Source organism: Rubidibacter lacunae KORDI 51-2 (genome assembly GCF_000473895.1).
GTDB classification, from domain to species: Bacteria; Cyanobacteriota; Cyanobacteriia; order Cyanobacteriales; family Rubidibacteraceae; genus Rubidibacter; species Rubidibacter lacunae.
Map to the genome: position 1 here is coordinate 1 of NZ_ASSJ01000016.1, position 21,138 is coordinate 21,138.

Here is a 21,138-nt window from a genome sequence, read left to right on the forward strand (position 1 = left end):
CCTGGATTATTCATGAACTCTTATGCGGAGACCCTAAACCTTTTGCCGTAAAAGGCTTGCAGACTTTTTCTCTCAATGACAGTGCGTTTCTATACACGTAAATGGTGTCTAGGTCAGAGCAAGGGTTTTAGGCTTCGTTAAAATCTTCGTGAATAATCCAGCTAAGTCCTCACCCGTGCTAATGGGGTAACAGGCTCGTTAACGTGCAAGCTGCACGCTGTAGTAAAACCTAAATCATGGTTGTGGATGCCGGGTCTTCGTTGCAACTGCTAGTAGTGGTGCTCAACTATCGAACGCCAGCGCTGACGATTGACTGTTTGGCATCGCTGGACGGACAGCTCGTGGGGTGCAAACACGCTGTCGTTGTGGTGGATAACGCCTCTGGCGACGGGTCCTTACAGGAGATCGAACGCGCGATCGCACTCAATAACTGGCAGGCATGGGTCCGAGTGCTGCCATCTTCGGTCAATGGTGGTTTTTCAGCCGGCAACAATCTCGGGATCCAATCGGCACGGGCGGAGGCTTATCTCCTGCTCAACAGCGACACGATTGTCCGACCCGGCGCGATCTCCTCGCTCCTCAGGGAACTTGCAGCCCATCCTGCGGTAGGGATTGTTAGCCCGCGCTTGGAATGGCCGGACGCAACACCGCAGATCAGCTGCTTTCGCTACCGATCGCCCGGATCGGAAGCGATCGCTGCGGCGCAAACGGGATCGCTCACTAAGCTGCTGCTGCGCTTTGATATGCCGCTCCCTGTTACGGACAACGCGTTCGAGCCGGAATGGACTAGTTTTGCCTGCGTGCTTATACGCCGAGCGGTTGTCGAACGCGTTGGGTTGATGGACGAGGGCTATTTTATGTACTGTGACGATATCGATTACTGCCGGCGAACGCGGGCGTTAGGGTGGACGATCCGGTACTGTCCGGAGGCGCGTGTCGTACACCTGCGTGGTGGTAGCGGACCCGTGAAGCAAGAATTAGCAGCGCGCAAGCGCCCTCAACCCTATGTGTACGCATCGCGATCGCGATACTTCGCCAAATTCTATGGCGGTCGCCGCGGCTTGATCGTGGCCAATGCGTGTTGGCTGCTCGGCCGCAGCGTGTCGCTTTTTCGCGAGCTGCTCGGTCGCCAGACTCACCTCAGCGAGGCAACTGCCCGCGACATCTGGATGTACTGGCGCGATCCGCTGCGGCCCTATAAACGCGATCGCCCTAGGTAGACAATCGCCGATCCAGTAAGCAACGCTCTAAATCGTCCAGGGCAAGCCCAAAAAATTACGGCATGTCGAGATAGCGGAACAACCTGCCACTTCTCATGCCAAACGAAAAATTTCTCGACAGGTAGAGCGTCGAGAATGAAATCATAACCTGGGCGCGGACGTGCTCGCTGGGGTCGGCCCAGGGGTGTGGGCGTGGAGACGGAAATAGTTTGTGCCACCAATGCCCCACAGCCAGGGGTCGCCGGCGTCGGAGAAACACGAAGGTGGTTGCAAACTCGCGCCGGAGTGGTTATGCGGTCCGGTCACAATTGGGAACGAGCGGGCTATGGGGAAAGGTGGTGTGCGGCGACCGCAGCGGAGAAGGAGCTTTACTGACAGGGGCAGACGGGCGAGAGGGAGTGGCATCAAAGGGGTCAGCGGTCTCAGTGCCAGCGAGGGCATCAAGGAGATTGAGGATGTCGTCTGCGCGTAAGTTAAAGCAGCGATAGAGGGCTTGGGAAAACTGCTGGGCCTAGATATGAGGAAGGAGTTATCCAGGTCGGGTCAGAGGGGGCAATGCGTTCATCCTCCAAGCTGATTTTCTTCTCTCGCCTTCAAGCCGCTCTATCTCCAAAGTCCAGTCGGATAGTGTTCTGGTGGATATGGTATGGCAGATCCAACACTTCCTTGGTGCACGAACAAAAAAAGCCCTACAAGTAAACTCGCAAGGCTTAATCGCAGCAGTTGATGTATGAGGCGCAATCGCGTTCGAATAGCGATCGCCTGGAGGCTAGGTGGTATGGGTTTGCTTAATACGCCAGACCCATACTGCGCGAGGTTTCAGCACCCAGATAAACGCGGACGCTTAGGAAGTCGGTCGGGCAAGCCGTCTCGCAACGCTTGCAACCGATGCAATCTTCCGTGCGCGGCGAAGAGGCGATCTGGCCAGCCTTGCAGCCATCCCAGGGAACCATTTCGAGCACGTCGAGGGGGCACGCACGCACGCACTGGGTGCATCCGATACAAGTGTCGTAAATCTTGACGCTATGCGACATCTGAAAGGGACTCCTTAAGCTCGTTCGTTATTTGCACAGGGGAGATCGCGGGTCTCATGTAGTTTACCCCGCAGGTTTCGCCTCACTCGGACGCGATCGCTGGAATTTTAAACTCCGTAACAATAGCCGTAACATTGTCTGTAACAATTGGCTGCAAAAAATCGCCGCTTTAGCGGTTGGCTGAAAAAGTGTATCGGTTGAAGCCATCGCCCGAGACCCCCCGCGGCATGCCCATACGATCGCGAGCGGTAACCAAATGGCGATCGTCCGAGTCATTAGAGCTGGAGATCCAGACCTGGAGATCCAGCAAATCTAGATCCCTAATGGGTGCTAAAGATCGTGACAGGATCGAGCGGGAGCGGGCAGATGGTACCTAGGAAGCGGACGTGGAAGGTAATGGCAGCAAACGATGGTGCAAAGCAGTATCGATTCCTCAGGTCGTTGTCGAGCGTGCTGCTAAGCTGTTTGGCAATTATGTTTGATGCGGCGATCGCGCAGCCAGAAGTTCGACCGGATGCGCCATCGGCAACACAATCCTCGTCGCCTTCGGAGGAGATCGCGCAATCAACGCTGTTTGTCGATCCAATACGGGGCGATGACAGGGCTGAGGGTTCGGAATCAGCCCCATTGCGGACTATTGGGCAGGCACTCCAACAAGCACAGTCTAGGATGGTGGTACAGCTGGTAACAGGCCAATACGGCGCGCCTTCGGGCGAGGTATTTCCTTTACGGATACCGGCAGGTGTCACGCTACGCGGTAACCCTGAGACGCGCGGACACGGCATAGCAATTGAAGGTGGCGGGCTCCTTGCCAGTGAAAACGGCTCGCGGCAATCGGTCGCGCTCGCGCTCGGAGCAGGAGCGACTTTGAGCGGTGTGACGGTAACGAACCCGCAGCCGCGCGGGTCTGGTGTCTGGGTCGATTCAACGGCAACGGTAGCGCGCAACACCTTCACCCGTAGTGGCGGTGCAGGGATTGTGGTAGTTGCAGGGGCGTCAGAGATCGTCGAAAATTACACGCGCGGAAATGCTGATAGTGGAATTAATATTGTCGGCACAGCGACGCCGTTGGTGCGGGCTAATATCTGCGAGCGCGGTCGAATTGGCATCAATGTTGGGGATGAGGCAACACCCCGCTTAGTTGCCAACCAAATTCGCAGCAATCATATTGGCATATTCATCTCCGGTCGCGCGCAGCCGGTGTTGCAGTTCAATCACATTGGCAACTCCGGTGAAAGTGGAATTACTGCGATTGCTGACGCCCGCTTGCAGCTCGACAAAAGCAACGATTTTGTAAGTAATCCAGAAGACGTGCGCGATCTGACCGGAAATGCTATTTCCTCCGCCTCGCCGACGGCTGCACCAGCGTCCACATCTGGGTCCGAAGCACCAACAACTACTGTGCCAGAAGTACCGGAAGCAGCCGCACCAAGCGTGCCCGCCCCAGCAACCGCTCCGCCGATCGCCTCCGAAGCACTGGCAACTGCTCCCGCATCCCCTGCAGGTGATGCACCGAGCGTATCCACGCCCGCTAAAGCAACACCGATCGCTTCCGTAGTGTCGCCAACTTTGCCTGAAGCACCTATTGTTGCCACGCAAAGCGCGCCCATACCGTTGCCAGCCCCCACAGTTGCTCCTGCGTCCCCTGTAAGTGCTGCAGCGAGTACGCCCATATCGCCCTCTGCTCACGCGGTCGCCTCGGCATCTCCGTCAAGTACGCCTGCAACAGTTCCAGCGCCACCCGTTGCTGCTGCCCCGCCATCTACTTCGACCCCAGCACCCTCACCGCCCCGCCGGGTTAGCGGTCGAACCTTAGAAGCTTGGTTGACAGTCAAACCAGGATTTCTGCCTGCCGCGACGAGGACTACCACCACGACTGCTGTGGATACTAATAGCTCGGCCGCTAGTGGCGAGCGGTTTCGGGTACTTGTCGTGGCGACCGACGCTCAAACTGATATCGTCCGAGCGATCGCGCCCGAGGCTTTCCCGACCAGTCACGGCGGGCAAAGGGTGATGCAGGTAGGTATTTTTAGTACCCGTGCCAATGTCAATCGCGTCGTACGCGAATTCCAACAAGCTGGATTGGAATCAATCGTGCTGCCGAAGTGACACAGTGACGCCCACCGTCCAGCTCGGTACAATCAGCCTATGAAGCACGTTACGATTCCAGCGTGCGGGATTGACAACAGCGTTCGGCCGTATGAGCGGTATATAGTCATGTCAAAACATTTTGGAGCATTCCTAGGTGGCCTGCTGGTTGGCAGTGCAGTTGGTGCAGTCGCTGGCATGCTTGTTGCCCCGCGGACCGGCCGTGAAACGCGTCGGATTCTGAAGAAATCGGCAGACGCACTCCCCGAACTTGCTGAAGACCTTTCGAGCACCTTTCAGGTCCAGGCCGATCGCTTTTCGGAGTCGACGCTATACAGCTGGCAAGGTACGCTTGCGCGATTGCGCGATGCCCTTGCCATAGGACTTGAAGCCGGTCAGCTAGAAGTCCGCGATCTCCAGCAAACCAACCACGAACCGCAGTCTTCCGAGGCGGTTTCTGGTAACAACGGTGGCGAACGCCCCGCCTCCCCTGCTTGAAGGCAGTCCGCGGCTATCGTCATTCCCAAACAAAACCGTTTGCAAAACCTAGTTCCCTAGACAACTGACGCCCAGGACACACCATGAACCGGCTCTCAGCATTTGTACTAACCGCAAGCATGACAGCAAGTACGCTCGCGCTTGCGCTGCCGGTGGTCGCGCAGGATGGCAGTTGTTTTTTGCTCGACGAAAGCGGACAGCGCATCGACCTCGGCGCGCTTTGCGGCCAGGGCGACCGACGCGACTTGAAACCGGGTTTGTATCGGGTTCCAATCCTGCGCCGCTTGGGCGGGATTCCGGTCATTGAAGTAACCTTCAACGGCGAGCAGCGACTGGAGATGATGCTCGATACGGGTGCGAGTTCGACGGTCGTGTCGGCCGAAGGTGCAGAACTGCTCGGGCTGCGTCGCGAAGGATACGCCACGGTTAACACGCCCAGCGAACGTGGCGTACGTTTGGCATTCGGTCGGGTGTCGTCGATCGACGTCGGGGGAGCCACCGCTCAGAACGTTGTCGTGATCGTCGCGCCGTCACTGACAACGGGCTTGCTGGGGCAAAACTTCTTCTCCAAATACGACGTGTCGATTCGCCAAGACTTCATCGAGTTCAAACGCCGCTAAGGAGGCAGCTGCACAAGCGTCCCGCACTATAATGCCAGAGCTGTAACGCCCTCCTAGGTTTAGCTCCTCTTTTTCGGCGCACAAACTATAGCAATGAAAAGGTTGGTTGGGACAATCTCCAGAATGGAACTCCCGATAGACCCTCGTTGCAGTCTTGAAGTGTCTGAAGCAGCTCCTCAACTGTTATGCCAGAATCTCCAAGCACCTGGAACGCCGTGCAGTTCGATTCGAACAGTCTATTCGGAATATTGCGCTTCGGGTTACTCGCGGGTACGGTCCAACTCCTCGACAACCAGACTCGCGATCGCATCAGCTGCTCCCGGTTGCCCGCTCGCTGCCCGTAGCTCGGTGCGCATTGCCTCCAATTGTTTTGGGTGCTCTAACAGTGCTAACGCCAGCGCGGCAACCTCCTCCGCGCGCAAACGACCGCATAGCTCCGGAACGATTTCGCGGCCCGCCCAGATATTCGGCCAGGCATACAGTCGTTTGCGGCGTAGTATCAACCAGTTGATGGTGACGGCAAACAACTTACCTATTCCCGGCAAGTTCGCCAGCAAACCCGGTAGCCCGTCCCACGCCCGCATTGCATCCAATTGTTGCGTGGGCAACAAAACCACCATCGGTACCCCTAGAGCGCCCAGCTCTGCCGTGTTCGCTCCGACCGTCGTCAAACACAAGTGGCAGCTGGCGTACAGTCCATGAGGCGGGAACTCCGAACGCAACTCTACTGCCAAGCCGCTTGGCGTCCGCAATCGCGCGCGATCGCCGGTCATCTCCAACTGTGCAGGCGACCCACCCACTAAGGCGACTGCCGGATTGCGCTGTGGGTCGGCATAATGCGCGATCGCCTCGGGGGTTTGCGTCGGGGCAACGGGAATGATAAAGCGTACTTGCGGGCGACGGGCGCGGATCTGTTCGGCAATCGCCAGGCACAATGGCACGCCTTGGGTCAATTTGGCGGACTTGGAGCCGACGAGCAGGCCGATCGTCTGGACATCAATGTTGTCGATTGGCACGCGCTCGACCTCGGCCATGAGGTCGCCCACAATCCGCACTTTCAATCGGGCCCGCGCGGGCAGCTTTGCCACTGTTTGCCCCCGCATCGCCGCTATACGATCGACCCACCGCCACCACTGAGCATCCCATTCGGCGTAAATAATCGTGCGATAGCCTAACCGCCGCGCGATCCACACGGCAAAGAATCGATCGCCGCCCAGGAAGAGCACGACGCCACGCGATCGCCACGTCCACCGCTCTGCCGTCTGCCCCCACAGCAAAAACCGCCAGAACGCCTCGGCGGGCTGCACGCGATCGACTCCCGGCAATTGCCGCGCCACTGCTGCTTCCATCCCAGTTGCGTGCGGACACGGCGATAGCACCACCGAAACCCGCACCGCGCGCGCGGGCAACTGACGGCGCAATGCTTGCACCACCGGCCGCACCCATGTCATTACCTCGCCCGGACCGTTCGTCAGGATCAGGACGTCGGTTGGACTGTCGGCTCCAACAACGGTCGAGAAAGTCGTTTCGAATCGGTCGCCTGCAGCCACACCTTTGCCCGCAGCCACTACTTTGCTTGCATATGCGGTCGTGCCCGTCTCCAACCGCGCGCACATTTTATCGCAGTAGCACCTGAGATAAAATGTGCGCGCATAGTCTGCACCGTCTAGGCAACCGAGGAGATTTTCCGACGGCATTTAAGGGTTTGGCCGCATCTTGCGGAGAAGCAACAGAACTATTCGTGGCAAGTCAGCTTGAAAGCGCACGCATAAAGTCGTTCGCTAGTTGCTGCTGGCGACTGCGGTTGAGGCGGCAGATTCGGACGCTCCGTCGGCACGCTCGGCACGGAACATCCCAAACCGGCAGAGTCCCGCTCCAAACGCCAGTCGCATTAATAAGATCGTCGGGACTTCGCGCACGGATTTGATGAAGCCAGGAATGCCGTATTGCACCCAACCCCACGGACGAACGACCCCCTGCCAAATCGTATCGAACCAAGACGGTAAGGTCTGTTCTGTCCAGTCATCCGCGACCACATTTCCCCGAACTAACCCCGTTGCTGTTAGCAGCTCGGAGAAGCCTTCAATGCTAGAAAATGCCGGGTGCGACCACTGATCGAGCAGTTGCTGCATGACCGGGCGCTCCCAAAAATTCAGTGGCTTTTGGCGATCGTCGCGCTGATTCCAATCCGCGACAACCAGGATGCCGCCGGGTTTAAGTACGCGCAGGAGCTCCTTTGCGAACAGAGCTTTGTCCGGTATGTGCGGTCCGGCTTCAATCGACCACACGACGTCGAAGCTCGCGTCGGGGAAGTCTAGCGCCATCGCATCGCCAACAACAAAGGTTGCATCCAACCCGTCCGGCGTCAGCTCCCGGGCACGGCGGACCTGTCCGGAGCTGATCGTCACGCCCGTAACCGAGAAACCATACTCCCGTGCCAGCATCCGGCTGCTACCGCCAATGCCGCAACCGACATCGATGACGGTCGTACCGTGCGGGAGCATATCGAGTCCGCCCCAGCGCACCATCTCGCGAACGAAGGACTCTTTGGCGGCGATGAAGTTCTTGCGCTGCGGTGGCGAGCCGTAATGACCGAGATGAATGTGCTCACCCCAATAAAATTCTAGAATGCCGTCGTCCGTCCACTGGTCATAAGCGTTGGCAACCGAGTTGGACTCCCGGTATTTGCGCGCCGTAACCAGGTAAATTGCAACGGCAACCGCTAGCAAAACGATGATGAGGAGTAGTCCTATTGCAAAAGGCGCGATCGTCAAAAGCGTCATGGTTGTCGGCTCCGTCGCAAAGAAGTCGCTGAATGCAATTGAGGCGATCGCTCGGGCTAACAGCAGCGATCGGGTCGGTCCGCGCAATTCCCTGCCCCATTAAGCAGCATGGTAATGGCGAAACTGCCGCCGCGTGCTCCAACAAGGCACCGATACGGCAGCTTAATGAACCTTCACAACTCTAACAAGGTTCGCGCGCAGACCAGTTGCTCCAGGAAGGGGAATGCCAGAAGGGACATCGGGAACGGGGAGGAAGTTTCTCCGTTGGCGAGTTGCCGCGTGCCCGATTGCCGTGCAGAGATGGTGCTAACATGCGGACCATTCGTTTACGGGCATCCCGAGAGCCAGATCGTGAGCTACACTCCTGAGCGTCGCTGGCAATTTTGGATCGATCGTGGCGGTACCTTTACCGACGTCGTCGCCCGCCGACCGGACGGGGCGCTCCTCGTTCGCAAGCTGCTTTCGGAAAGCGATCGCTACGCGGATGCAGCCGTGCAGGGCATTCGCGAGGTAATGGGACTCGCACCCGACGCATCCCTGTCGGGCGAGCGCATTGAAGTTGTCAAAATGGGCACGACGGTGGCAACTAACGCGCTGCTGGAACGGCACGGCGATCGCGTGGTATTGGCGATTACGCAAGGGTTGCGCGACGCGCTCCGCATCGGCTACCAGAACCGTCCGGATATCTTTGCCCGGCAGATCCGTTTACCCGTGCCACCCTACGAGCGCGTGGTGGAAATTGCCTCCCGCATCGATGCTCGCGGGAACGAGCTGGTCCCGCTCGATCGCGAGCGGGCGCGGGCGGACCTGCAGGCCGCCTTCGACGAAGGCATTCGCAGTTGCGCGATCGCCCTCATGCACGGCTACCGCTACCCCGACCGAGAGCGCGCCATTGCCGCGATCGCTCGCGAGATCGGCTTTACGCATGTCTCGGTTTCCCATGTCGTCAGTCCGCTCGTCAAGCTCGTCAGTCGCGGCGAAACTACTGTTGTCGATGCGTACCTGTCGCCGATTTTGCATCGCTACGTTAATCGCGTGGCCGCCCAACTCCGAGCGACCGACGGGCAAGTTCCGTCGCCGGATCCGTCGCCGCGGTTGATGTTCGTGCAATCCAATGGGGGACTGACGGACGCCACAACCTTTCGCGGCAAGGATAGCATCCTGTCCGGTCCGGCTGGGGGTATCGTTGGAGCCGTTAAAACCAGCGCGATCGCGGGCATCGACAAGCTCATCAGCTTCGATATGGGTGGGACGTCCACCGACGTCGCGCACTACGCCGGCGAGTACGAGCGCAACTTCGAAAACCTCATTGCCGGCGTGCGCTTGCAGGCCCCGATGTTAGACATCCATACCGTTGCGGCAGGCGGCGGTTCGATCGCGCGCTTCGACGGCACGCGCTACCGCGTCGGTCCCGAATCGGCCGGGGCTAACCCCGGACCGGCAGCTTACGGCAAGGGCGGTCCGCTGACCATTACCGACTGCAACGTCGCGGTCGGGAAACTGCATGCAGACTTCTTTCCGCGCGTCTTCGGACCGGATGCAGATCGCCCTTTGGATGTCGGCGCGGTGCGCGATCGCTTCACCCAGCTTGCTGCAGAGATCGGTGGCGAGCGCGCGCCTGAAAAAATTGCCTCCGGTTTCTTGGCGATCGCGATCGAAATCATGGCCGGCGCGATCGCGAAAATTTCCTTGGAACGCGGCCATGACGTATCGAAATACGCGCTTTGTTGCTTTGGCGGAGCGGGGGGGCAACATGCATGTTTGCTTGCCGAAGCGCTGGGCATCGAGCGCATCTTAATTCACCCGCTCGCGGGGGTCTTGTCTGCTTACGGCATCGGGCTGGCAGACGTCCGCGTGCTGCGCGAGCGATCGCTCGAACTCGAACTGAATGCAGAGAACTTGCCGGAGTTGGAGCTACAGTTAAGCGAACTCGTGAAACAAGGGGAGTCCGAACTCGAACGTCAAAATCTGGGCGGGGAGCGCGAGCTGCAAATCTTACGCAAAGTCCATCTCAAATACAACGGAACCGATGCGGCGATCGGGGTGGATTTCGACACGATCCCGGCGATGCGCCAGCAGTTTTCAACCCTGCACCGACGCCGATACGGCTTTACGATGCCCGACCAATCCCTCGTGGCAGCAACCATTGCCGTCGAGTCGATTGCGCTGTCCGATGTCGAGGCCGACTCCGCCCGCGAGCGCGGATCGGATGCGCCGCCCCAGGCGATCGCCACCGTGTCGATGTACGCGCGCGGTTCGTGGCATGCAACCCCCGTTTACCCCCGCGAAACCCTGCAGCCCGACAATCGCGTGACCGGTCCGGCGATCGTGGTTGAGTCTACAACTACGACAGTTGTCGAACCCGGTTGGCAGGCAACCGTCACACCCCATGCCCAGCTGTTACTCGATCGCTGCGCAGCCCCGCAGACAGCCAGCCAAGCTATCGCCAATACCGTCGGTGGACGCGATTTGTCGGTCCCCGATCCGGTCTTGTTGGAGGTGTTCAACCATCTGTTTCGCGCGATCGCCGAACGCATGGGCACGACGCTACAGAACACCAGCTATTCGGTCAACATCAAAGAGCGCCTCGACTTTTCCTGTGCGGTGTTCGACGCGGACGGTTGGCTCGTAGCCAACGCACCGCATATTCCCGTTCACCTCGGCTCGATGAGCGAGAGCGTGCGCGGCTTAATGGCAGGCTGCGGCGGACGCTTCCAACCCGGCGACGTTTACGCGCTCAACAATCCTTACAACGGTGGCACGCATTTACCCGATATCACCGTCGTGACGCCGGTTTTCGTCAAGCCAACCGACTCGCGCCCGCAATTCTACGTTGCCTCGCGCGGCCATCATGCCGATATCGGCGGGATCGCGCCCGGCTCGATGCCGCCATTCAGCCAGCACACCACCGAAGAGGGCATTCTGCTCGATAACGTCCGGCTGGTCGCGGATGGTAAATTTTGCGATCGCGAACTGCGCGAACTTCTCGCCAGCGGACCTTATCCCGCGCGCAAACCGGACCAAAACGTTGCCGATCTCAAAGCGCAAATTGCCGCCAACGAACGCGGGATCGATGAATTGAAGCGCGCGATCTTGCAATACGGATTGGCAACCGTAGTCGCTTATGTCAAACACGTTCAGGACAACGCCGAGGAGTCGGTTCGGCGCGCGATCGGCGCGCTTCATGACGGCAGTTTTACCTGCGAACTCGATACAGGGGCAAAGATTTGCGCGACCGTCTCGGTCGATCGCGTTGCGCGCAGCGCACGGGTAGACTTTTCAGGCACTTCGCCCCAACAGCCCAATAACTTCAATGCGCCGAAAGCAATTTGTAAGGCAGCCGTGCTCTACGTGTTTCGTACGCTCGTCGAAGACGATATTCCTCTCAATGACGGGTGTCTGAAGCCATTGGACATCGTCGTTCCCGAGGGTAGTATGCTCGCGCCGAGAGCGCCCGCTCCCGTCGTTGCCGGGAATGTGGAAACCTCGCAGGCGATCGTCGACGCGCTCTACGGTGCCTTGGGGTTAAGCGCCGCTGCCCAAGGCACGATGAACAACTTTACGTTCGGCAACGCCAAGTATCAGTACTACGAGACGATTTGCGGGGGGTCGGGCGCGGGTCCGGAGTATGACGGTACCGATGCCATCCATACACACATGACGAATTCGCGGCTGACCGATCCGGAAGTGTTGGAATGGCGCTTTCCCGTGGTGGTCGATCGCTTTGCCATCCGAGCGGGGAGTGGCGGTAGCGGACGTCACTGCGGCGGCAACGGCACGATTCGCCACATTCGCTTCCTCGAGCCGATGACAGCAGCGATTTTATCCGGGAGACGGCGGGTCGTTCCCTTCGGATTGGCAGGGGGTGGCGCGGGTGCTCCCGGTCGCAATGCCGTAGGGCGTTCAGACGGCACCGTAGAAGAACTTGGCGGAACGGCGGTTCTAGAGGTACAAACTGGCGACACCATCATTATTGAAACTCCCGGCGGTGGCGGTTACGGTTGGGCTCGCGAGCGATCGCCTGAGGCCTCAACATAAGCATGGCAATATCTGCCCCGCGAGCGGTTTCGAGCGGAACGATCTCGGCTCGGACAGATTGCTCCATCCTTAGAAACACGATCGCGATCGCCTCGTGCAATGGTAGGTCGGTCGTAAGGGCTATCCGCTGGGGGATGCCAACATGCGCGAACGGGCAGCAACGGTCTTTTGCCCAATCGCGACCGAAAAACTTTTCGAGTTTCCCCACCAAGAACCCCGACACAACTGGTGGTGGGGTGTGGAATGGTAAGAGTCACTGCCGAGCGAGTCCGAATTTTGCAGCAACTCGAGCCGTTGGAACTACGCTGCAGGTGTCGGCAACGATGCACGCGGTTTCCGCTATTTCACCCCCCCAAGCTGTCCCAGGAATACGACTCATAAGGCAACTATCTCCGTCAGTGGTTGCCCGAGCTAGCTAACAGTCCCGGCAGCACGATCCAAGAACCTTGGAAGCTCACGGAAGACAAGCGATAGCGACTCGGCGTTACTCAAGGCGTCAACGCCCCGCGTCCGGTTGTGGATTTATGAAGTCGGTGAAAGCCAACGAAAAAGTTCTTCGGTGCTGCCCCAATAGGTTAATCATCTCGATTCCAGAGGGCTTGCTCGTAAATCGCGGCACTGGTGTCTAACTTACGGCGACTTGGGGCAATCTAAGCGTGACGTACGATCCGGATGTTGGTAATGATTGCTAGCCAATCGTTAGATCGAGAAGATCGAAGCAACTGGGTCTCTTCTAAGGCGGCACGCGCTGTTGTCAGCGCATGCAGACGTCTTGGCTTGGGTCTTATTTTTGGTCGCCGTTTGCCAAAACGCCCTGCAGGAAAATGTCGGCGAGGCCTTCTGCCATTTCCTGCTGTTCCTTTATGGATGCTTCCGGGCTCATGATGGTGCGATCGGAAAACCCTGCGACGGCAAACATGCCCAAAAACACCTGCGCGACGATACGCGGATTCATGCGCCGATATATGCCGCGATCCATCGCCGTCTCGAAAAATGCTTCAGCAACCTCGGTCATTTTAGAAATAACTTCAGTTTGAATGCGCTCTCTTAACTCGGGATGGAACTGCGCCTCGATGAAACATACGCGCATCATATCGCCATTTTCGTGTAGGTTTATCATGCGCCGTCGCATCACCTGTGAAATGGCTTTGTAGCTGCCCATTTCGCTCAGTTCGGTTAGCAGATCGGTCAATAAATCAACCCAACCTTGCGTCGCAACTTCAATTAAAATGGCTTTTTTGTTGGTGAAATGACGAAAGAGGGTTCCTTCAGCAACCCCTGCTTCGGCCGCGAGGTCGCGCGTTGTCGTTGCCTCGTACCCTTTGCGAGCAAACAAGCGTTGCGCGGCTTTGAGAATGCGCGATCGCGTGGTTTCCTCGGGCTTGGGGGTCGTACGCGCAACGCGGTTCGTTCGCCGACGAAATACCTGCATGGTCGATTGCCGGGTGGACTATTTAATATTGTCACCGTAGCCTTAATTTGCGTTTGCGCGTTCCAGCGCTCACAAACCTTCACAGATTGTTAAGACCGGATAAATTGCCCAGCCCGGTTTGCCGCATTTCTAAACATGAATCGACTAGCTTCTTCCTCACGACGACTCTGGGTCGGCTTACTGCTTCTGCTCGCGATCGCTAGCTGGAGCATTGCCGCCCGCGCCGATACGTCGCCGGTGCCGCCATCGGCATCAACCTCGGCTTCAATTCAGCCTTACCTCGATCGTGTCAGCGATCGCATTACGGAATTTACATTAGACAACGGTTTGCAATTTGTCGTTCTCAAAGACAATGACGCGCCGATCGTGTCCTTCGTGACCTACGCTGATGTCGGCGCGGTGGACGAGGAGGCTGGGAAAACCGGCGCCGCTCACTTTTTAGAACACTTGGCATTCAAGGGTACCGAGCGCATTGGCACGACCGATCGCACTGCCGAACGCACGGCGATCGCGCGGTTGGATGCTTTACGCGACCAGCTGGAGGCAGCCAGGGCCGACGGCAAGACCGACGAGACTATTGCCGGGTTGCAAGGGCAGTTTGCGGCCGCGCAGCAGGACGCCGATCGCGCAATCGACCAAAACGCCTACGGCCGCATCATCCGCATTGAGGGCGGCCTCGGTTTGAATGCGGCGACCTCGCCGGATTACACGGTGTATTTCTGCAGTCTGCCGGCTAACAAGCTGGAACTGTGGATGTCGCTGGAGTCGGAGCGTTTTCTGGAACCGGTGTTTCGGGAGTTCTACAAGGAACAGCAAGTCATCCTCGAAGAACGGCGGCAGCGAACGGACGATTCGCCTATCGGCACGTTGATCGAATCGTTCCTGGCCCGGGCGTTTGCGGTGCATCCCTACGGTCGCCCGACGATCGGCTTTGCCGAAGACATTCGCAACCTGCGCCGGGAGGATATTCGCGAGTTCTTTGCCAGGCACTACGTCCCGAGCAAGCTAACGATCGCGATCGCAGGCGATGTGGACCCGGTGGAGGTGCGGCATTTAGCAGAGACCTACTTCGGTCGCTTTCCGGCGCGATCGGCGCTTGCGGACGCGATTCCCGAGGAGCCGCGGCAGCAGGAACTGCGGGAGTTCGAGCTGGGATTGCCGTCGCAGCCGCTGTACCTCGAAGGCTATCACCGCCCGGCCCTAACCCACCCCGACGAACCGGTGTACGAGATTCTCGCGGACTTGCTCGGGAGCGGTCGAACCTCGCGGTTGTATAAGTCGCTCGTGGTCGAGCAGCAGGTGGCCCTATCTGTTCAAACGGACAATGCCTTTCCCGGCAACCGCTATCCGAGCTTGATGCTGTTTTACGGTGCGAGCGCGCCCGGCCGAACGCTGGACGAACTCGAAGCGGCACTGACCGCAGAACTCGATCTCCTCAAAACCGAACCCGTTGCAGCAGAGGAACTCGCTCGCGTCAAAACCCAAGTTCGAGCAAGCTTGTTGCGATCGCTCGACTCTCCAGCCGGTATGGCGCGGCAGCTGGCGGAATATCAAGCTAAGACCGGCGACTGGCGCAACTTGTTCGCCCGTGTCGAGCAGCTTGCTGCAGTCACACCAGAAGACGTGCAGCGCATCGCCCGCGCGACCTTCGTTCCGGAAAATCGCACGGTCGGCCGGTTGCTGTCAGTGGATGCGCCGGACGCCGAGCGCCCTGCAGAAAGCTGAAGGATGTCACCGGCAAAGCGCGTCGCGATCGCCTTGCCGGCTCGACTGCCGGGTCACCGCGCGGTCGCATTTTGAGCCGGCCGCGCTCTGGCGACACTCCACCCATCGTCGGACTTCCCATCTGATGACGAATCTAACGACGAATTACCGAATCACCCCGACAAATCACGATGAAATACCGCCTGCGCTCTCTGTTTTGGCTCGGTCTCGGTTTGTTCGCTGCCCTGGCGATCGCCGCATTTGGGCCCGGCCCGGCCGAGCAAGCCTTCGCCGCCACGCCCCGCCACTACACGGAGCTGGAGTTCCCGCCGCTGCCGGACGTGGAGCTGCCTGACTACACGCGCTTCCAGCTCGACAATGGCGCGATCGTGTATCTGATTGAAGACCGCGAACTGCCTTTGGTGCAGGGAACGGCCGTGTTGCGAGTCGGGGCGCGCCATGAGCCAGCCGATCGCGTTGGCTTAGCCCGATTGATGGGAGTGGCCCTGCGCGCGGGCGGCACGGAGAACCACGCGCCCGACGAACTGAACCAGCTGCTAGAGCAGCGGGCAGCATCGGTAGAGACTCGGGTCGGACTGGATGCGGGCACGGCCAGTTTTTCCGCCCTCAGCGAAGATTTAGAAACGGTGTTCAAGTTGTTCGCCGAGGTGTTGCGATCGCCAGCCTTCGGCCCGGAGCAGTTGGAGTTGCTGATGCGGCAAGCGCGCGGCACGATCGCTCGCCGCAATGACGATCCAGGAAACATTGCCGGTCGGGAGTTTCGGAAGTTGATCTACGGCGAAGATAGCCCTTATGCGCGGACGGTGGAATACGCCACGCTGGCGCGGATCGAGCGCGCCGACGTGCTGGAGTTCTACCGCACCTACGTGCGGCCGGACAATCTGGTGCTCGGCATCGTCGGCGACTTCGAGACGGAGAAAATGCGCGCGCTGGTCGAGCAAACCTTTGGCGATTGGCAGGGATCGGGTCCCCTACCGAATCTGGAACCGCCGCCAACCGAGCAAGTGCAAACGGGCGGCTTGTATTTCGTAGAGCAACCGCAATTGACGCAAAGTAACGTGTTGCTCGGACACGTGGGCGGTCAATTTGACGCTGCGGATTATCCGGCGATGCGGGCGATCGATTCGCTGCTCAATGGCTTCAGCGGGCGTCTGTTCGACGAAGTGCGATCGCGTCGGGGCTTAGCGTACTCGGTATATGCTGCATGGAGCGCGGATTACGATCGCCCCGGTTTGTTCGTTGCGGGCGGTCAGACGCGATCGCAAACGACGGTGCCCTTCGTGCAGGCGATCGAGACGGAAATCGAGCGGCTGCGTTCGGAGACGGTTTCGACCGAGGAGTTGGACAATGCAATCGAGGCAGCGGCCAACTCGTTTGTGTTTAACTTCCAGACGCCGAGACAAACGCTGAGCCGGCTGATGCGCTACGAGTTCTACGACTACCCCGAAAACTTCCTATTCGAGTCCCAGGAAGCACTTCAAGCGCTAACTCCGAAGGATATTTTGGCAGCCGCTCGCAACAATCTCAAACCCGAACAGCTCGTTACGGTCGTCGTCGGCAACTCCCGAGACATCCAACCGCCGCTGAGCAGCTTGGATGCTACCGTGACGGCACTCGACGTAACGATTCCGCCCGATCCGAATGGCTGATGCGTATGGCGATCGCGTCGCCAATCTAGTTAACAATCGAGCGATCGCGGTTTACTCCCTCTCATCGCAGGCAATCGCCGATTTGAGTTAGCGAGGACGGGATCGCTGCAGCTATTGCCAAATGCGCGTTAGCGGCAGAACGAAGCCGGACAACACATCCTCGCCGGTCAGCTCTGCAGGCTGTTCCAAGCTTTCCACGTTGCGGTCGGGGCGGTAAATCTCCACGCGTCGGTTGTGCGGGTCGATGAGCCAACCCAAACGCAAGCCATTGTCGATGTACTCGCGCATCTTCGCTTGCAACTCTGCCAGGCGGTCGCTCGGCGATCGCAACTCGATCGCGAAGTCCGGACAGATGGGCGCGAACCCTTCTTTCTGCTCGGGCATCAGCGCCTCGTAGCGCTCGGACGCAATCCAGGCGACATCCGGCGACCGGAGTGCACCATTGGGCAGCACGAAACCTGCCGACGGACCAAATGAAACGCCGCCGTGTTGTCGGGTCCAGAGTCCGAGGTCGATCGTGATGTCTGTATTGCGACGGTCCGACTCGCTCCCACTGGGGGGATTCACAAGTAATTCTCCAGCAGCAGTTCGCTCCAACTGCAGGTCGCGGTTTTCGGCCGCGATCGCGGCAAACTCTTCCAGAGTGACCTTCAGTGGCATCTCGGGCAAGCGAATGGATATCGGCTCGGACAACGGCACGTGGAATTGCCTCGAGTTCTGCTTATAGTTTAGTGGCGCGATCGCTGCAAACATGAGGCGATCGCGATCGAGCGTGTGGCGATCGCGTTACTCCACGTCCGAGTCAGTTGTAGGATCGGGCGCAGTATCAGACTCAATGGCGTTTCTTGCTCCGCGCATACGGAGTTGCCGCAAGTAAATCAGCGAGGTGATTAGCAGCCCCAATACGTCGGTGACCAGGCCCGTGTGCAGTAACAGCAAGGCAGAACCAATCAGCAAGCATCGTTCCAGCACGTTGGCGTGCCGGATGACATAGCCCATGGTGCCGGTGGAAAAAGCATACATACCGGCGGTCGCGGTGAAAATCACCCACAGTCCTTCGTACCAACTGCTCAAATCGAGCAGTAGAAGCTTGGGATTGAAAATGAATATAAATGGGAGAATTGCCGTGCGTAAGTCGTAGGTGAATCCCTGCACTCCTGTCCTCACGGGGTTACTGCGCGCGATCGCTGCAGCAGCGTAAGCTGCCAAACCGACTGGAGGAGTGTCATCGGCCAGAATCCCAAAAAAGAATACAAACAGGTGTACTGCGATTAACGGAATATCGTAGCCAAACTGAGTGCCCAAGGTGTAGATGACGGGAGCAGTCAGCGTAGCCACCACAATGTAGTTAGCAGTGGTAGGCAATCCCAGCCCCAAAATCAAGCTGGCGATCGCGGTTGCAAGTAGAACAAATGTAAATTGCAACCCATTGCCGAAGGCCTCGGAGTTACCCCCAAGCGCGTCCAGGATGGGGAAGAGAATCGTGCCAATCCCAGACGCAAGCCAAGCGGCAATGCTCTCTACAATCTCCGTGAGACGTAACCCCAGACCCGTCAAATTAACCGCTCCGACGACAATCCCTGCTGTGGAAACAGCAATGGCAATGCCGACCATATTTTTGGCTCCAGCCTCCAGGCCATCCACGATCGTGAAGGCCGATTCTTTAAGAGAGGTGGCGATTGGCTTCTGCCGCTTGACTGCTGCCACCACCGATTTGATCAGCGCTAATGCTGGTAGGGAAGCGATCGCGTAAGTTACTGCCAAGCTCGGGCTCACTCGAGCAACGGCGAGACCCCAGACCAATACGACAATGGGTATCAGATTGTGAGAGCCCAACACAATTGTCCGCCGCCGAGGTGGGATTGCCTCCCGCGGCAATCCCCGCAGACCGAGTTTGAGTGCCTCTAAGTGCACTATATAGAAGAGAGCCAAATATGAAATTACCGCCGGAACAACAGCAGCCTTAAGGACGTTGGGATAAGACTGATCCGTAAACTCGGCAATAATGAAAGCCGCAGCTCCCATGACAGGCGGCATCAACTGTCCGTTTGTAGATACGGCAACTTCAATGGCTGCTGCCTTGATCGCGGGATAGCCGGCTCTGACCATCAACGGGATCGTGAAGGTTCCCGTAGATACCACATTGGCGAGAGAAGAGCCGGAGATCGTTCCGGTGAGTCCCGAAGCAACCACAGCCGCCTTTGCCGGTCCACCTCTGAGACCGCCTAGAAAAGAGTTCGCAACATCAACGAAAAATCTCCCAGCTCCCGCCTTGTCAAGCATCGAGCCGAATAAAACAAATAGGAAAACGAAGTTCGTGGAGACTCCGAGTGCAACGCCAAATATGCCTTCAGATGTAACGTACATCTGAGAAATGAGGCGATCTATGGGGTATCCCCGGTGAGCAATAAGCTCTGGCAGGTTTATCGGAATCGTTCCCCTCGGACCGGTAAGACTGTAAACAATAAAAAGCCCGGCAATGATAGCGAGAGAAGGGCCCACGGTGCGACGCGTGGCTTCCAATAAGACCAAAATAAAAATTGCGCCGAGCCAAACCTCGCGGGCGAGCGGAATGCCGGTTCGCTCTTGCAGACCGGCATACTCGACGACCAAGTACAACGTGCCCGTAATGCCAATCGCAGCGATTAAATAGTCGTACCAAGGAATCCGAGCTGAGTCTCTAGTCCGTCGAAGAGGAAACAGCAGAAAGCCAAGTGCGAGTGCGAAAGTCAGGTGAATGGCCCGCGCGCGCGCAGCATCCAAGACAAAAGCACTCGTCAGTCCTAGCTGAAACACCGACCAGGATACGGCTAGTGAGAAAACGAGCCAGCGGTTAAACCCCCTCAAGATTCTCCCGCCGGTTTCGTTTTCTTCAACCAGCTGCTGGGCTTCGGCGATTCCGTCATCCAGATGCGGTTGTTCGGACATTATTCAACTGCAAAACCTGCTTCTCTGTAAGCTCGGGCGGCACCGGGATGCAGCGGGGCTCCCAAACCTTGCAAGGCAGCTTGCGGCGTCAGATTCGCCAAAGCCGGGTGGGTAGCTTGGAAGTTGTCGAAGTTGTCCAGAACGGATTTGACGATTTTGTAAACAACATCGTCGCTAAGGTCGGTACTGGTCACGAAGAGCGCCTTGACGCCAAAAAGAGTCAGTTCGGTGTCCTGTCCGGTGTAGGTGCCGGCAGGCAGGGTGGCGTAGGCAAAGTAGGGCGATTGCTCGATGAGTCCGTCTAGAACCGAGTCCTTCAGGGGAACGATCTTGACGTTGGTATTCGCGGAGATATCTCGGATTGCCGCCGCGCCGATACCGACCGCGTAAAAGAAGCAGTCGCCTCGCCCGTCGCGCAACAGGTCGGGAGCCTCAGCTGCCTTCAGATACTGTGCTGTGAAGTCGCTTTCTTCCATGCCATAGGCTGCCAGCATGGCACGTACGATATTCAACTGCCCCGAGCCGGGATTACCAATGTTAATGCGTTTGCCTTCAATGTCGCGGAAGCTATTGACACCAGCATCCGCCCTGCAGACTAAATGTAGCGGCTCGGGGTGGAGCCCCATTACGCTGCGCAACTTTTCAACTGCGGCACCTTCAAAGGCCGCCTCGCCGTTGAATGCCTGGTAAACGACATCAGACTGAGCAACAGCTAGGTCGAGCTGTTCTGCGGCGATCGCTTTGACGTTGAAAACCGATCCTCCCGTAGACTCAACCGTCAAACGGATGCCAACATCGGCTTCGTTAACAATTCTTGATGTTGCGCCGCCAACGGGGTAGTAAACCCCAGTAACCCCCCCAGTACCGATGGTGTATAGGCTCTGCGCCCGGACAGCTACAGCTGACATAGCAGACAAGGCTAATCCGCAGGCAAATAGCCACAATGCCTTCTTATTCGAGTTCATCACGTTACCTACACTTCATCACTGCAATCCTGAGGCGAAAACCTCCTACAGGGAGGTGCTCTGATGCTACATCCTATCAGCCTCGGTATCGATAGCCGAACAGGGCGTCGCAGCACCTTCCGGTCCGTGTGGCGGCAGAAACCCCGCTCGGAATGGAG

15 protein-coding genes are annotated in these 21,138 nt (G+C 58.1%); 7 read left to right on the top strand and 8 right to left on the bottom strand.

The features are described from left to right. Window positions 1-236 precede the first annotated feature (236 nt). On the top strand, window positions 237-1,220 hold the full coding sequence (locus KR51_RS03150; RefSeq protein ID WP_022604783.1) for a glycosyltransferase family 2 protein: 984 nt from the start codon (window positions 237-239) through the stop codon (window positions 1,218-1,220). A gap of 788 nt (window positions 1,221-2,008) precedes the next feature. Here KR51_RS03150 and psaC read toward each other — a convergent pair. Beyond that, a complete protein-coding gene (psaC, locus tag KR51_RS03160; RefSeq protein WP_022604785.1) occupies window positions 2,009-2,254 on the bottom strand; it encodes a photosystem I iron-sulfur center protein PsaC in 246 nt (81 codons plus the stop codon). A gap of 366 nt (window positions 2,255-2,620) precedes the next feature. On the opposite strand from psaC, the gene KR51_RS03165 reads away from it, so the two are divergent. The 3 genes from KR51_RS03165 (at window position 2,621) to KR51_RS03175 (ending at window position 5,460) form a co-directional block, all read left to right on the top strand. Then, window positions 2,621-4,363 carry a DUF1565 domain-containing protein gene (locus KR51_RS03165; RefSeq protein WP_022604787.1) on the top strand — a complete coding sequence of 581 codons (1,743 nt, stop codon included), beginning with the start codon at window positions 2,621-2,623 and terminating at the stop codon, window positions 4,361-4,363. A 108-nt stretch (window positions 4,364-4,471) separates the two neighbouring features. Beyond that, on the top strand, window positions 4,472-4,840 hold the full coding sequence (locus tag KR51_RS03170) for a YtxH domain-containing protein (protein ID WP_022604789.1): 369 nt from the start codon (window positions 4,472-4,474) through the stop codon (window positions 4,838-4,840). Window positions 4,841-4,923: 83 nt separating this feature from the next. Then, window positions 4,924-5,460, top strand: a complete 537-nt coding sequence (locus tag KR51_RS03175; RefSeq protein WP_022604790.1) for a retropepsin-like aspartic protease family protein — start codon at window positions 4,924-4,926, stop codon at window positions 5,458-5,460. 260 nt (window positions 5,461-5,720) lie between these two features. Here KR51_RS03175 and KR51_RS03180 read toward each other — a convergent pair whose 3' ends face one another. Next, on the bottom strand, window positions 5,721-6,911 hold the full coding sequence (locus KR51_RS03180) for a glycosyltransferase family protein (RefSeq protein WP_051358052.1): 1,191 nt from the start codon (window positions 6,909-6,911) through the stop codon (window positions 5,721-5,723). 330 nt (window positions 6,912-7,241) lie between these two features. After that, window positions 7,242-8,243 carry a methyltransferase domain-containing protein gene (locus tag KR51_RS03185; protein ID WP_022604792.1) on the bottom strand — a complete coding sequence of 334 codons (1,002 nt, stop codon included), beginning with the start codon at window positions 8,241-8,243 and terminating at the stop codon, window positions 7,242-7,244. A 351-nt stretch (window positions 8,244-8,594) separates the two neighbouring features. Here KR51_RS03185 and KR51_RS03190 point away from each other — a divergent pair, with 351 nt between their 5' ends. Further along, a complete protein-coding gene (locus tag KR51_RS03190) occupies window positions 8,595-12,281 on the top strand; it encodes a hydantoinase B/oxoprolinase family protein (protein WP_040655015.1) in 3,687 nt (1,228 codons plus the stop codon). On the opposite strand, the gene KR51_RS19130 is transcribed toward KR51_RS03190, so the two are convergent. Both KR51_RS19130 and KR51_RS03195 read right to left on the bottom strand, forming a co-directional pair. Continuing rightward, window positions 12,214-12,504, bottom strand: a complete 291-nt coding sequence (locus KR51_RS19130; protein WP_156914946.1) for a hypothetical protein — start codon at window positions 12,502-12,504, stop codon at window positions 12,214-12,216. The two genes, KR51_RS03190 and KR51_RS19130, sit on opposite strands and share 68 nt — an antisense overlap. Window positions 12,505-13,065: 561 nt before the next feature. Then, entirely contained in the window at window positions 13,066-13,713 is a 648-nt protein-coding gene (locus KR51_RS03195; RefSeq protein WP_022604794.1) for a TetR/AcrR family transcriptional regulator, read from the bottom strand. 135 nt (window positions 13,714-13,848) lie between these two features. Here KR51_RS03195 and KR51_RS03200 point away from each other — a divergent pair, with 135 nt between their 5' ends. Next, on the top strand, window positions 13,849-15,438 hold the full coding sequence (locus tag KR51_RS03200; RefSeq protein ID WP_022604795.1) for a M16 family metallopeptidase: 1,590 nt from the start codon (window positions 13,849-13,851) through the stop codon (window positions 15,436-15,438). Between the two features lie 170 nt (window positions 15,439-15,608). Continuing rightward, window positions 15,609-17,087, top strand: coding sequence for a M16 family metallopeptidase (locus KR51_RS03205; RefSeq protein ID WP_022604796.1), 1,479 nt, complete (start codon window positions 15,609-15,611; stop codon window positions 17,085-17,087). A gap of 111 nt (window positions 17,088-17,198) precedes the next feature. Here KR51_RS03205 and KR51_RS03210 read toward each other — a convergent pair whose 3' ends face one another. From KR51_RS03210 to KR51_RS03220, 3 genes are all read right to left on the bottom strand, one after another. Then, window positions 17,199-17,747 carry a Uma2 family endonuclease gene (locus KR51_RS03210; protein ID WP_051358053.1) on the bottom strand — a complete coding sequence of 183 codons (549 nt, stop codon included), beginning with the start codon at window positions 17,745-17,747 and terminating at the stop codon, window positions 17,199-17,201. 126 nt (window positions 17,748-17,873) lie between these two features. After that, window positions 17,874-20,015, bottom strand: coding sequence for a TRAP transporter permease (locus KR51_RS03215; RefSeq protein ID WP_022604800.1), 2,142 nt, complete (start codon window positions 20,013-20,015; stop codon window positions 17,874-17,876). Beyond that, complete coding sequence (locus KR51_RS03220) at window positions 20,015-20,980, bottom strand: TAXI family TRAP transporter solute-binding subunit (protein ID WP_022604802.1); 966 nt, start codon at window positions 20,978-20,980, stop codon at window positions 20,015-20,017. The genes KR51_RS03215 and KR51_RS03220 overlap by 1 nt, the downstream gene beginning before the upstream one ends. Window positions 20,981-21,138: the final 158 nt, after the last annotated feature.